This window comes from Rhizobium moroccans (genome assembly GCF_057559155.1).
In genome coordinates this window covers 182,905-195,780 of sequence record NZ_JBHFJG010000047.1, presented here as the reverse complement: position 1 = coordinate 195,780, position 12,876 = coordinate 182,905, and the positions used below count along the sequence as shown (strand labels likewise).

The following is a 12,876-nucleotide window of genomic DNA, read 5'->3' as shown; positions in this document are numbered from 1 at the left end:
GGCAGGCTCCGTGGCGGCGCTTGCGTTCGGCGCAACCGCCGCCCAGGCCGAGAGGGGCACCGACGGGGATCTCAAGATCCTCTTCTGGCAGGCGGTTTCGACCATGAATCCGTATCTCTCCGGCGGCACGAAGGAAGTCTACGCCTCCTCCATGGTGATCGAGCCGCTGGCCCGCTACGACGAAAAGGGCGAGCTCGTCCCGACGCTGGTCACCGAGATCCCGACGATCGAGAACGGCGGCGTGGCGCAGGACCTGCTCAGCATGACCTGGAAGCTGAAGCCGGACGTGAAGTGGTCCGACGGCACCCCGCTCACCGCCAACGATCTCATCTTCACCTGGAAATACTGCACCGCGCCGGATGGCGGCTGCGCGCAGGCTGCCCAGTATGAAGGGGTCAAGAACGTCGAGGCGGTCGACCCGCACACCGTCAAGATCACCTTCGAAGAGCCAAAGCCCTACCCCTACAGCGCCTTCGTCGGCGCCCAGTCGCCCGTCATCCAGGCGGCTCAATTCAAGGATTGCGTAGGCGCAAGGGCCCCGGAATGCACCTCGGCCAACTTCATGCCGATCGGCACCGGCCCCTTCGTCGTGAAGGATTTCAAACCGAACGACGTCATTTCCTTCGAAGCCAATCCGAATTACCGCGATCCGGCCAAGCCCGCTTTCGCGACCGCGACGCTGAAGGGCGGCGGCGACGCCGCGTCAGCGGCCCGGGCGGTGCTCGAAACCGGCGAGTTCGACTATGCCTGGAACATGCAGGTGGAGCCGGAAGTGCTGGCGACCATGCTCGCCGCCGGCAAGGGCCAGTTGGTGACCGCCTTCGGCACGCAGGTCGAGCGTATCAACCTCAACCACTACAATGCCGATCCGGCGCTCGGCTCCAAGCGTTCAACCAAGGAAGCAGGGCCGCATCCCGCGCTCTCCGATCCGGCCGTGCGCAGGGCTCTTTCGATGGCGATCGACCGCGACATCATCGATGAGGCGGGTTACGGCGAAGCTGGCAGGCCGACCTGCAACATCGTCCCCGCCCCGGAAGCCTACGCGTCCACAGGAAACGATGACTGGTGCCTGAAGCAGGACGTCGAAGGCGCCAACAAGCTGCTGGACGAGGCAGGCTGGGTTCCCGGCTCTGACGGCATCCGCGCCAAGGACGGCGTTCGCCTCTCCTTCCTCTACTCCACCTCCACCAACTCCGTTCGCCAGGCGACCCAGGAACTGGTGAAGGATATGTGGTCGCAGATCGGCGTGGATGCGGAACTGCGCAATGTCAGCGCCTCGGTCTTCTTCGGCGGCGATCCGGCAAGCCCGGATACCTTCCAGAAGTTCTATGCCGATGTGGAAATGTACACCAACAACTTCGATGGCACCGATCCGGAAAAATACCTGGCCGAATGGTTGTGCGACAAGGTCCCGGCACCGGAAAACGGCTGGCAGGGCCAGAACATTCCGCGTTACTGCAACCCGGAATATGACAAGCTGGTTGGTGAACTCGCCAAGACTGCCGACCTTGAAATGCGAGCCGAACTCGCCAAGAAGCTCAACGACATGCTGACCGAGGAGGGTGCGCATATCCCGCTCATCCATCGCGGCCAGCTCTCCTCGCATTCCGTCACGCTCGAAGGCGTGAAGATGAACGCGTGGGATTCCGAACTCTGGAACGTCGCCGACTGGTCTCGCAAGAAGTGACCCCGTTCGCCGGGCCTGCCGAATAGCACCGGCCCGGCGTCCGCATTTCTCCGCGAAGCCAGGAGACTTTTGAATGTTCACATATACCCTACGGCGATTGCTCTTCGCGATCCCGACCCTGCTGGTCATCAGTTTCGTGATTTTCGCGCTGCTCGACCTGGCGCCCAACGACCCGACCGGCGATTTGCCGCTCACCATTCCGCCGGAAGTTCGCGAACAGATACGCGCCTCGCTCGGCCTCGATCAGCCCTTCCTGATCCGCTACCTCAAATGGCTGCAGCAATTCTTCGTCAATGAACCGCTGAATATCCTCGAAAGCCTGACGGGCTGGCAGTTCGGCGACGGAGAGCGGATGCGCGTGCTCTCCTGGGCGACGCGAAGCCCGGTCGTCGATCTCATCGTGCAGCGCCTGCCGCAGACGCTCTGGGTCGTGGGTCTCGCCTATCTCTTCGGCATCATGATCGCGATCCCGATCGGCGTGATCTCCGCCTACAAGCAGTATTCGATCTTCGACCAGATCGGCACCTTCGTCTCGATGGTCGGCTATTCGGTGCCGACCTTCTTCACCGGCGTGCTGCTGATCGTCATCTTCTCCTCCTACCTGCAATGGTTTCCCTCCGTCTACGACACCAATCTCCGGGTCACGGATTTTGCGAGCTTCATGGCCCAGATAAAGCAGATGGCGCTGCCGGTGGCGGTGCTGGCGCTCTACAATGCCTCGCAGATCGCCCGCTTCGTGCGCGCCTCCATGCTCGACAACCTGAACCAGGATTATGTAAGGACCGCGCGGGCAAAGGGGGTCAAGGAAAAGACCGTGCTGCTCGTGCACGTGCTGCGCAACAGCCTGATCCCGGTGGTGACGGTCATCGCGCTCGGGGTGCCGACGATCTTCTCGGGCGCCATCATCACCGAGCAGATCTTCCGCGTGAACGGCCTCGGCCAACTGCTCATCACCGCGATCCAGGGCGCCGACATACCGCTCGTGCAGACGCTGACCTTCATCTTCGCGGTCCTGATCGTGCTCTTCAATCTCATTGCCGATGTTCTCTACGGCATTCTTGACCCGAGGATCCGGTATGACTGACGCAGCCATCGCGGTGCCGACCGCCGCCTCCACCCCGACACGCTCCGTCCTCGCCGACATCTGGCGGCAGTTCCGCGCCCACAAGGGGGGCGTGGCTGGTCTGATCGTGTTCGTATTCATCCTGCTTGCGGTCTATGTCGGGCCCTATATCCACACCGTCGCGCCCAACACGATCAATGTACGCGCCAGGAACCAGTGGCCCTCGCTCGCCCACCCCTTCGGCACCGACAATCTCGGCAAGGACATGCTGGCCCAGGTGCTTGCCGGCGGGCGCATCTCGCTTGCGGTCGGAATCACCGCCATGCTGATCGCCGTATCGCTTGGAACGTTGGTGGGCGTCCTTTCCGGCTATCTGCGGCGGCTGGACGGGCCGCTGATGCGCGTGACGGACCTCTTCCTCGCCCTCCCTCTCCTGCCGCTGCTTCTCGTCATCATCATGCTTTTCCGCGATACGCTGAGGGCCGCCTTCGGGCCGGAGACCGGTATCTTCATCCTCATCGTCTCGGTGATCGGCATCACGAGCTGGATGCACACCGCCCGCATCGTGCGCGGCGACGTGCTTGCCGTCAAAAGCCAGGAATTCATCCTGGCTGCGAAGTCGAGCGGCATGCGCGAACATCGCATCATTCTGCGCCATATCCTGCCCAACGTGCTGAGCTCGATCATGGTTTCGGCGACGCTCGGCATCGCCTCCGCGATCATCACGGAATCGGCGCTGAGCTTCCTGGGCTTGGGCTTCCCCTCGGATTTCCCGACTTGGGGGCGGCTTCTGTTCGACGGCGCCAACTTCCTGCAGCTCACTCCATCGCGGGTACTCTGGCCGGGTCTGGCGATTTCGCTCACGGTCCTGAGCGTCAATTATATCGGCGATGCAATCCGCGACGCGCTCGATCCTCGCACGCTGAAAAGGTGAGCCCCACCTTCCCGGAAGGGCGAGTTTCGCCTTTCCGGGTAGCCATTCCGAGGAACAAGACAGCTTCTTCTTAGTTCGAACCAAGACGGAATCGTCCGTTTTTAATCGAACCAGGGAGAGAGAAGCCATGAATTGGGATCAGGTCGAAGGCAACTGGAAGCAGTTCAAGGGCAAGGTTCAGTCTCAGTGGGGCAAACTCACCGATGACGATCTCGATGTCATCGCCGGCGATCGCAAGCAGTTGGCAGGCAAAATCCAGGAACGCTACGGCAAGGTCCAGGAAGAGGCTGACCGCGAGGTGGACGACTGGCTTTCGCGGCACTGAGGCGTTTGAGAAAAAATAAGCGCCGTTAACTTTTTTTCGGAACCGAGGGAACCAAAGGAAAGCAAGCTCGTTATGCGAGTGCCTGGGAGCTACCCCCCGTCCCCCGCCCTACAAAGCTTCCAGGCGAACTCTTCAATCCCCCTCGAAGAGAAAATGAGATGGCTCGGTTTCGCAACGGAACCGGGCCAACTCATTTTTGGGCTGGTTGCCATTACCGGAGAGCCGTCAATCACCCACCTCTATGGGAAAGACCAGGCGATAGGTGATCTTCTCCTCGGAAATGGAATAGTTCGCCTTGCCGTTGACCGAGGCCGGTACTACGCGCTCCAGCACGGTGCTGCCGAAATGCGCCTTGAGGCTCTCGGTATTCGCCTCGCCCTGAGTTTCGGCCTCGAGCGGCTCGTCCCACATCATCTCCAGCGAATCGTGCCCATCCACCTGAAGCCGGGTGCACGTGACCCTGATCGGCCTGCCACCGCGCAGAAGAGAGCCGTGGCTGACCGCGTTGACGATCAGTTCGTGCACCGCGAGGCCGACATGCAGGGAAGCGTTCGGCGTCAGCAGGACATTGTCGCCCGTTACCCGCACCAGATGCCGATTTTCGGGAAGGTATTTCTCGGTCTGGTGCTGGACCAGTTCGTAGAAATAGGCGCCCCGCCAGCTTGAATCGGTAATCAGGTCCTGGGACTGGGAGAGTGAATACAGCCTGCCGCGGAATTTATGCAGGAAGAGATCCAGTGAGCCCGAATAGCGGGCAGTCTGCAGCGCGATGCTCTGGATGATCGCAAGCAGGTTCTTCGAACGGTGGCTGACCTCGCGAAGCAGCGCCCGGAGCAGGCGCTCGCGATGCCTTTCTTCCGACCGGTCGACGATGGTGGTGATAAGGTGGACGCCGCTTTTAGGCAGTTCCACCGCCTGCACGCGGAATTCGTAGACCTGTTCAGAACCGACGGTGACCTCGACATGCCCCTTGTGTCCGGCTGCCCTCATGTCCGCCTTGAGGGCGGAGAGCCTTCCGGCGACCTCCTCGCCAAAAAGGGAGAGGTCGTTCAGCTTGGCCGCGGAACGGTCGATCGGCCAAGTCTCCGGCAGATTGGTCACGAAGAGATAGTTGTGATCGGCATCCTGGATGATGATGCTCGCGCCGAGATCTACCAGAGCGGGCAGCAGAAATTCGCGCAATCCGTCATCGCTCTGACCCGCTTGCTGCCATGTCAGCGGATGCACCAATTTCCTCACTCCGTCTGCGGGATATCTGGAAGGGACCCGTGGATGCCGCGGCATCCGGCGGGGCCCTTCTTATAGGGCGTCAGACGCGCCGGAACAATCCGACGACGAGCGATATGACCAGCAGCGCCAGGAAGATGAAGAACAGGATCTGGGCGATACTGGTGGCCGCTCCTGCTATCCCGCCAAAGCCGAGCACGCCGGCGATGAGCGCGATGATCAGGAACACGAGGGCGTAATACAACATGGCGGTCTCCTAGCGGATGATGCGCGAGGGAAAACACCGTGCCTGCCATATTTGTTCCCGATCTCGACTGCCCCTGCCTCAAGCAAGTCAAGCGGCGGCCTTGACCGCCTCGTTGAAGAACAGGGCCTGGCTGATCAAGGCCTTGACCATGTCCGGGTTGAACGGCTTGGTGACGAGGAAGGCCGGTTCCGGGCGCTCGCCCGTCAGCAGGCGTTCCGGGAAGGCGGTGATGAAAATCACCGGGACGGAGGAGGCCTTCAGGATTTCGTTGACCGCATCGATGCCCGAGCTGCCATCGGCAAGCTGGATATCGGCGAGCACCATTTTCGGATGAGACGTCTGGAAAAGTGAAACCGCCTCCTTGTGCGTGCGGGCGATGCCGGTGACGCGATGGCCGAGTTCCTGCACCATCTGCTCGATGTCGAGCGCGATCAGCGGCTCGTCTTCGATGATCATGATGTCGGTCGCGACCTGACGGGAAATCTCCTTGGAGGCGTCGTCGAGCAAGCGGTTGACATCATCGACCGTGACATCGAGCACTTCTGCGGTCTCCTCGATGGTGAAACCCTCGACCGAGACGAGAAGGAAGGCGTGGCGGGCCTTGGAAGGAAGGGTTGCGAGATTGGCGGCTGCACGTTGTTCCCAGGCGAACGGGGATTCTATCGGCCTGATCTCCACGTCAGTGGAACCAAAAATCGCAACGAAGAGTTTATAGAGCGAAACACGGTCCTTGGACGTTTCCGGGAAAATGGAAACATCTGCGATCAAAGCTTCCAGGACCGCCGCGACATAGGCATCACCCGAAGTCTGCGATCCGGTGACAGCCCTGGCGTAACGACGCAGATATGGAAGGTGAGACGCAACGCGTGTGGTAAGTGACATTCAAAATCTCCCCTGTGCCCTGAGGGCAATTGACGCGATATCAACGCGGGCATGTAAAAAAAGTTCCGCCGATGGGGGAACTTTTTTTGCCCGAAAGCATTTCTTGACCCGACGATATCGCAACAGGCTGCCCGCGTGATGAGTGAAGAAAATAGAAAAAAAAATGAGATGAACACAGCACACCCTCAGGAAATCAAACCAGGATCGATGCCCCCCAATGCTTCGATCTCGCGGAAATTGCGCGAATTCTACAACGCGGTGCAGGAAGAAGGCATTCCGGATCGTTTTCTCGACCTTCTCGAAAGACTGGAGCAGGCCGAGAAGAATGCGAAATCGGTGAATGTAAAATGAAGAAGCAGGACGAGAACGATGATCGCGTTTTCAAACGCGACCTCCTTGCTTCGCTGCCGAATCTGCGCGCATTCGCGGTATCGCTGACCGGCCGCCACGACAAGGCGGACGATCTCGTGCAGGATACGATCATGAAGGCCTGGGCCAACCAGGCGAGCTTCACCGCCGGCACGAACATGCGCGCCTGGCTCTTCACCATCCTGCGTAACGAATTCTACAGCCAGATGCGCAAGCGCGGCCGCGAGGTGCAGGACAGCGACGGGCTCTTCAGCGAGCGCTTCTCGGTCCACCCCGAGCAATATGGCCGCCTTGACCTGCAGGACTTCCGCAAGGCGCTCGAAAAGCTCCCTGACGACCAGCGCGAGGCGATCGTGCTCGTGGGCGCGGCGGGCTTCGCCTATGAGGAAGCCGCCGCCATCTGCGGCTGCGCGGTCGGCACCATCAAGAGCCGCGTCAGCCGCGCGCGCTCGCGGCTGCAGGAGCTTCTCGGCGTTTCCGGCGAGGGCGATTTCGGTCCCGATCCCGGGGATGCCGCCATCACCCAGCGCGCTTTCGGAAGTTGAGCCCTCGACAGGGGCTCAATTCGAAGCAATCGCCTTTCCGACCGCTCGGACGAGCTGCCCTTCCCGGAACGGCTTTTGGACGATTGCAAGCCCTTCGAAGCCGGGCACCCCTTCGAGTTCGGCATCAAGCGTCGTGAACACGATCGCGGCAGCGGCGTTTTCTATTCGCCGTGCCGCCTCTCCCTGCCCGTCGGCCAACAGGCTCGCATCGATGACGATCACCGCAAAGCCGCCCTTTTCCAGCGCGAGCGGATAATTGTACGGCGTTGCGATCTCGACCTCGCAGCCAAAGGCTTCCTCGAGAATGCGCTCCACCTCCATGGCCACCAGATATTCCGGGTCTATTACGAGTACGCGCACGCTTACATCCCTCACTGATCATGAAGGCTAGATCATCGAAAGAAGATGCCGTCATTTAAAAAAGACACAGACGGGCGGGTTTTCACCGGCTATGTTGATCATTCCTCATCCGGGCCGAGATCATGGCAAACTCAATAACGATCGCTTCTCCGCGCATTACCTGCGAGCAATGCCCTATACGCGGCCTTTCGACGTTCCGCGACTTTTCCCCCGAGGAGCTTTCCTTTGTCATGAGCTTCCGGCAGGGGGAGCATTCCGCCGATCCGGGCATGGCGATCATCGTGGAGGGAGAGCGCAATCCACGGCTCTATACCGTGCTGACCGGCTGGGGTTTCCGCTACAAGATCCTGGAGGATGGCCGGCGCCAGATCCTCAACTATGTCCTGCCGGGCGATATGGTGGGGCTTCAGGGAAACCTGATGACGGAAATGCAGCATTCCGTCGAAGCGCTCACGCCCATGACGCTCTGCCTGTTCGAAAGGGAACGGCTTGCTTCGCTCTATCGCGGGCATCCTTCGCTCGCCTACGACATCACCTGGATCGCCGCGCGGGAGGAAAGCATTCTCGATGAGCATCTGCTGAGCATCGGCAGGCGCAGCGCGCGAGAGCGCGCCGCCTATCTCCTCGCCTTTCTCGATGCGCGCGCCAAGGCGAGCGGCATCGCCAAACGCGGCCGGCCGGTGACCCTGCCGCTGACGCAGAGCCATGTGGCGGATACGCTCGGCCTTTCGCTGGTCCACACCAACAAGACGCTGCGCAAGCTTTACCAGCTCGGCCTCATCCGCTGGCTGGACCGGGGCTGCGAGGTGCTGGATACGGAGGGTCTATATCAGATGGCGGGCTGGCGGCCGCCCGCGGAAGGCAGGCGGCCTTTCATCTGATCAAATCATTCTCCAGGCTGGGGAGAGTCGCGGTCGTGCCTCGACATGGTCGAGCCGGTGCCGTCCTTGTTCCTGAGCGCCAGGAAGCCGAGTCCGCCGAGAATGGAAGCCACGAGCAGCGGACGCGATTTGAGCAGGAGCGGCAGCGCCGTTATCGCGGCCGTCGCCATGAGCGCCCGGCTGCCGCTCGCGGCGGCGGCCTCCCGCTTGCGCCTCTGCTCCGAGCTGTTCAGGATGAGGACGATCGTGAACATGACGATCGCCAGCAGGAAGGCGCCGGAAGCGATTGCCACGAGGGCCATGGCCGGCCCCCAGACGCTGGCGAGGAAGACCGCCATGGCAGCGACCGCCGCCACATAGCCGGTCAGCAGGAATACCAGAGCAAAGGCGTAGAATACCGCGTTCCGCTTCAGACGCTGGGTGAAGGCTGCCAGATCGACAGCCGCCAGCGAGGCAAGAAGAGGGCCCAATCCGGCCATCATCAGCGCCGCGTCATCAGCGCGAGAAGAAAGCCGACGCCTGCGGCGATCGCTACGGCCTGTATAGGGTTTGTCCGTATCTGGCGCTCGAGATCCTTCTCCATCGAGAGCGCCTGCTCGCGCGCCGCCTCCACCATGTGCAAGGAGGCATCCGCCGCGTCACTGGTGGCCCGGCGAACCTTGCCGCGATATTGGCTCGCCTTGTCGCTGCCGGCGGAAGCCGCGCTGCGGGCAAGCACCGCGATATCATCCCGGAGTTGTTGAAGCTGTGCTTCGATATCTCGCGACGAGGCGGAACCGCTGCCGTTGCGGCCAACTTCATTCTGTGCGTTCGCAGGTGCCATCTTCCATCTCCTATGGTTTTGAGCCTAGGGCATGGCCGGTTGTCCGGCTTTTCGTCGCCGGTATCCGAACGGCAGCCGACGCCCATCGCTTTTTCTTGCTGCGGGCGGTGAACGCAGAGCAGGCGCGATTGTTCCCGCCGGAGCAGTCGATGCGGAGACGGAATGCCGGCTGCGCGGAAGGTCAGGCTGCGGCTGGAGGTTCCGGCCATGCGGCGATCCCGCCGATCCAGCTTTCGAAGGCGCGGGAGAGCTTCAGGACACGCAAGTCATCGAAGCGTGGCCCGACGATCTGCAGACCGATCGGCATGCCGGAGCGGGAAAAGCCGCAATTGATGGAAGCGGCCGGCTGTTCCGACATGTTCCACGGAACCGTGAAGGCAATATGCTCGAAAGGATGCGCCGGGTCGTTGGTGGGAGAGGCCCATTCCGCCGGATAGGAAACGACCGGATTGGTGGGCGAAAGCAGGGCATCGATGCCACTGAAGAGCTTGGCGCAGGCCCTGCGCATCTCGAATGTCTGGTTGAAGCCGCGCACCGCCTCGACGCCGGATATTGCCGCGCCTCCCTCCGCCCACTGATAGATATAGGGCAGGATCGACGCCCGCCGCTCCGCACCCAGGGTCTCGATATCAGCCCAGAAACGGGCGCGCCAGAACTTGTCGAGACCGTCCAGCATCTGCCGGGTCAGCACCGGCCCCACCGGCACGATTTCCGCTCCCGCCTTTTCGAAATGCTCCGCCGCCGTGGCCACCGCCTGCCTGACCTCGTCTTCCGCCGGCAGGCCGGTGCCCGCATCGAGCATGAGCCCGATCTTCATACCCCTGATATCGATATCGAAATCCAGCCAGTCGAATGTGTTCGGCGGAAGGCTGGTCGCGTCGCGCCAGTCCGGACGGCTGAGCGTCGCCATGGAATAGGCGGCGTCTTCCACCGTGCGCGTCATCGGCCCGGCACAACGGCCGACGTAATAGGGATCGATCGGGATGCGGCCATTACTCGGCTTGAAGCCAAAGAGCCCCGTCCAGCCGGCTGGCAAACGCACCGACCCGCCGATATCCGTGCCGATATGCAAAGGACCGTAGCTCGCCGCCCCGGCCGAAGACGCGCCGGCGCTTGATCCGCCGGGGTTTTTCGAAAGATCCCAGGGATTGCGGCTCAGCGGATGGAAGCTCGACAGGCCGGAAGAAAGCATGCCGTAATCCGGGCAGGTGGTCTTGGCGAAGATCACCGCGCCGTCTTCCCGCATCCGCGCCGCGATCGGTGCATCCTCGGCGGCTGGCACGAGTTCCACTGCGCTGGTGCCGAGCGGCACCGGCTGCCCCTTGGTCGCGATCAGCTCCTTGAGCGTGACGGGAACGCCGTCGAGGAGCCCGCGCGGTTCGCCCTTCATCCACCGCTCGGTGGAAGCGGCTGCCTGCGCCCGCGCGCTATCCGGATCGTAGAGGTAGAGCGCCTGCACATGCGGCTCGAAGGCGGCCACGCGCTCCTCCACCGCCAGCCAGTATTCAAAGGGCGAAAGCTTCTTCGCGCCGTAGAGGCCGGTCAATTCACGGATCGTCAGTTTCAAAAGATCGTTCATGGCAAATCACTTCGTCAGATCATGAATTATCGCGCGGGTCGAAAATGTCGCGCAGCCCATCACCCAGCATGTTGAGGCCCATGACGGAAAGCGCGATCGCAAGCCCCGGCATCAGAGCCAACCATGGCGCCTGGCCTAGATAAGTCTGGGATTCCGCGAGCATCCGCCCCCAGGTAGGGGCCGGTGGCGCCATACCGAGACCGAGAAAGCTCAGGCCCGCTTCGGTCAGGATCGCAAGCCCCAGCTGGATCGTCACCTGCACGATGATCTGGTTGGAGATATTCGGCAGGACGTGCACGAGCGTGATCTTCTCCGCAGGCCGGCCCATGCCGATCGCCGCCGTGACATAGTCCCGCGTCCAGATCTGCAGCGCCGCCCCGAGCGTCAGCCGTGCGAAGACCGGCACCATGAAGGTCGCGATCGCGATGATGGCGGTGAACCGGCCGGAGCCGATGAAGGCGCCGAGCATCATGGCCGAAAGGATCGGCGGCACGGCGAAAATGATATCGCAGCCGCGCATGACGATGATTTCCAGCCATCCGCGCCGCATCGCCACGATGACTCCGATCGCCGTGCCGATGGTCGCGCCGATGGCGACCGCCAGGATGGAGGTGGAGAGTGAGTTCCAGGCCCCCACCATCAGCCTGGAAGCGACATCGCGGCCGAGCTGATCCGTGCCGAAGAAACCGGAGGCGAGCGGCGGCTTCAGCTTGTCGGCGATGGCAAGCCGCGTCGGCGAAACCGGCGTCCAGACCAGCGAGATGAGCGCGACCGCAAAGAGAGCGAGCGTGATGACGATGCCTGCAAGGAGCACGGGACGGCGGGAGAGCTTTCTCATTGCGCTCCGGCCCTCAAACGGGGATCGACCACCAGATATGCAAGATCGACCAGGAAGTTCACGAGGATCACGAGGGCGGAGAAGAATAGCACCACATCCTGCATGACGATCACGTCGCGCTGTGAGAGTGCCTGATAGGCCAGACGGCCGAGCCCCGGCAGGTTGAAGACGTTCTCGACCAGCACCGCGCCGGCGATCAGGAAGGTGAATTGCAGGCCGAGAATGGTAATCACCGGTATCAGCGCGTTCGGCATCGCATGGCGCCAAAGAGCAGCGCTCTCGCTGATGCCCTTGCCGCGCGCGGTGCGCACGAAGTCCTCGTTCATCACTTCCAGCACCGCCGAGCGGGTGACGCGCGTCAGCACGCCCGCCTGCGGGAGGGCAAGGGCGATCGCCGGCAGCAGCAGCGCTTTCAGTGCCGGAACGAACCCAGCGCTCCAGCCGGGGAAACCGCCAGCCGGCATCCAGCCGAGCGTGGTGGAGAAGAGAATGATAAGGAGCAGACCGACGAAGAAGGCCGGCACGGCGATACCGACATGCGAGAAGAGACCGGCGAGAAGATCGACCGCGCCGTTGCGATGCCGGGCGGCCTGTACGCCGAGCGGAATGGCTATCGCTATGGAAATGAGGATCGCCATCAACGCGAGCGGCAGCGTGACCGCAAGCCGCTCCGCGATCAGTCCCGCGACCGGCACGCCATAGGTATAGGACTGGCCGAGATCGCCCTGGAACACGCCCGCAAGCCAGGCGAGGTAACGGACGGGCAGCGGTTGATCGAGGCCGAGCTCTTTCTGGAGCGCGGCAAGCGTTTCCGGGCTCGCAGAGGTGCCGAGCATGATCGCAGCCGGATCGCCGGGCAGCAGGTCCATGACCAGGAAGATCAGCAGCGAAACGACCAGCAGGGTAACGGCGAGGCTTAAAATTCGGCGGAGGAGGACGGAGATCATGCTTTGCCATACCCCCTCTGCCCTGCCGGCTTGCCGGGGCCGAGCCACGTGTCTCGTCCCGCTCTTCGAGCCCCCCATAAGGGGGGAGAAAACTCGCGGCGCCGTCTCAGCCCGATTGAGACTCCAACGGTGCGGCAGGTGCCCACCTCCCCCTTGAGGGGGGAGGTCG

16 protein-coding genes are annotated in these 12,876 nt (G+C 62.2%); 7 read left to right on the top strand and 9 right to left on the bottom strand.

Annotated elements, in window-relative coordinates:
- The 4 genes from ACE04I_RS22470 to ACE04I_RS22455 all read left to right on the top strand — a co-directional run.
- A partial coding sequence (locus tag ACE04I_RS22470; RefSeq protein WP_487207613.1) for a peptide ABC transporter substrate-binding protein occupies nt 1-1,687 on the top strand: 1,687 nt, incomplete at its 5' end.
- A gap of 73 nt (nt 1,688-1,760) precedes the next feature.
- The gene (locus ACE04I_RS22465; protein ID WP_046794793.1) at nt 1,761-2,771 is read left to right on the top strand and encodes an ABC transporter permease; all 1,011 of its coding nucleotides are present in this window, start codon (nt 1,761-1,763) and stop codon (nt 2,769-2,771) included.
- Entirely contained in the window at nt 2,764-3,684 is a 921-nt protein-coding gene (locus tag ACE04I_RS22460; protein ID WP_046794794.1) for an ABC transporter permease, read from the top strand. Before ACE04I_RS22465 ends, ACE04I_RS22460 begins: the two co-directional genes overlap by 8 nt.
- A gap of 127 nt (nt 3,685-3,811) precedes the next feature.
- Nucleotides 3,812-4,009 (top strand): CsbD family protein, encoded by a 198-nt coding sequence (locus ACE04I_RS22455; protein ID WP_046794795.1) that lies wholly within the window; start codon nt 3,812-3,814, stop codon nt 4,007-4,009.
- Between the two features lie 225 nt (nt 4,010-4,234).
- On the opposite strand, the gene ACE04I_RS22450 is transcribed toward ACE04I_RS22455, so the two are convergent.
- From ACE04I_RS22450 to ACE04I_RS22440, 3 genes are all read right to left on the bottom strand, one after another.
- Nucleotides 4,235-5,191, bottom strand: coding sequence for an HWE histidine kinase domain-containing protein (locus tag ACE04I_RS22450; RefSeq protein WP_487207612.1), 957 nt, complete (start codon nt 5,189-5,191; stop codon nt 4,235-4,237).
- Nucleotides 5,192-5,318: 127 nt separating this feature from the next.
- Complete coding sequence (locus ACE04I_RS22445; RefSeq protein WP_046794797.1) at nt 5,319-5,483, bottom strand: DUF1328 domain-containing protein; 165 nt, start codon at nt 5,481-5,483, stop codon at nt 5,319-5,321.
- A gap of 87 nt (nt 5,484-5,570) precedes the next feature.
- Entirely contained in the window at nt 5,571-6,365 is a 795-nt protein-coding gene (locus ACE04I_RS22440) for a response regulator (protein ID WP_046794798.1), read from the bottom strand.
- Between the two features lie 138 nt (nt 6,366-6,503).
- On the opposite strand from ACE04I_RS22440, the gene ACE04I_RS22435 reads away from it, so the two are divergent.
- Together ACE04I_RS22435 and ACE04I_RS22430 are read left to right on the top strand one after the other, a co-directional pair.
- Nucleotides 6,504-6,716, top strand: a complete 213-nt coding sequence (locus tag ACE04I_RS22435; protein ID WP_487207611.1) for a NepR family anti-sigma factor — start codon at nt 6,504-6,506, stop codon at nt 6,714-6,716.
- Nucleotides 6,713-7,279 carry an RNA polymerase sigma factor gene (locus ACE04I_RS22430; protein ID WP_046794800.1) on the top strand — a complete coding sequence of 189 codons (567 nt, stop codon included), beginning with the start codon at nt 6,713-6,715 and terminating at the stop codon, nt 7,277-7,279. The genes ACE04I_RS22435 and ACE04I_RS22430 overlap by 4 nt, the downstream gene beginning before the upstream one ends.
- A gap of 15 nt (nt 7,280-7,294) precedes the next feature.
- On the opposite strand, the gene ACE04I_RS22425 is transcribed toward ACE04I_RS22430, so the two are convergent.
- Complete coding sequence (locus ACE04I_RS22425; RefSeq protein ID WP_137326634.1) at nt 7,295-7,639, bottom strand: response regulator; 345 nt, start codon at nt 7,637-7,639, stop codon at nt 7,295-7,297.
- A gap of 122 nt (nt 7,640-7,761) precedes the next feature.
- Between ACE04I_RS22425 and ACE04I_RS22420 the strand changes: the two genes are divergently transcribed.
- Nucleotides 7,762-8,520, top strand: a complete 759-nt coding sequence (locus ACE04I_RS22420) for a Crp/Fnr family transcriptional regulator (protein ID WP_046794802.1) — start codon at nt 7,762-7,764, stop codon at nt 8,518-8,520.
- Between the two features lie 5 nt (nt 8,521-8,525).
- Here the strand turns inward: ACE04I_RS22420 and ACE04I_RS22415 are convergent, their stop codons facing one another.
- The 5 genes from ACE04I_RS22415 to ACE04I_RS22395 all read right to left on the bottom strand — a co-directional run bounded on the left by ACE04I_RS22415 (nt 8,526) and on the right by ACE04I_RS22395 (nt 12,707).
- Nucleotides 8,526-9,002, bottom strand: a complete 477-nt coding sequence (locus ACE04I_RS22415) for a hypothetical protein (RefSeq protein WP_052760404.1) — start codon at nt 9,000-9,002, stop codon at nt 8,526-8,528.
- Nucleotides 9,002-9,343 carry an ElaB/YgaM/YqjD family protein gene (locus ACE04I_RS22410; RefSeq protein ID WP_487207610.1) on the bottom strand — a complete coding sequence of 114 codons (342 nt, stop codon included), beginning with the start codon at nt 9,341-9,343 and terminating at the stop codon, nt 9,002-9,004. Before ACE04I_RS22410 ends, ACE04I_RS22415 begins: the two co-directional genes overlap by 1 nt.
- 181 nt (nt 9,344-9,524) lie before the next feature.
- Entirely contained in the window at nt 9,525-10,922 is a 1,398-nt protein-coding gene (locus tag ACE04I_RS22405) for an amidase (RefSeq protein WP_137326635.1), read from the bottom strand.
- A 19-nt stretch (nt 10,923-10,941) separates the two neighbouring features.
- Nucleotides 10,942-11,760: an ABC transporter permease gene (locus tag ACE04I_RS22400; RefSeq protein WP_046794805.1), complete on the bottom strand. Its 819-nt coding sequence runs from the start codon at nt 11,758-11,760 to the stop codon at nt 10,942-10,944.
- Nucleotides 11,757-12,707, bottom strand: a complete 951-nt coding sequence (locus tag ACE04I_RS22395) for an ABC transporter permease (RefSeq protein ID WP_046794806.1) — start codon at nt 12,705-12,707, stop codon at nt 11,757-11,759. Before ACE04I_RS22395 ends, ACE04I_RS22400 begins: the two co-directional genes overlap by 4 nt.
- Nucleotides 12,708-12,876: the final 169 nt, after the last annotated feature.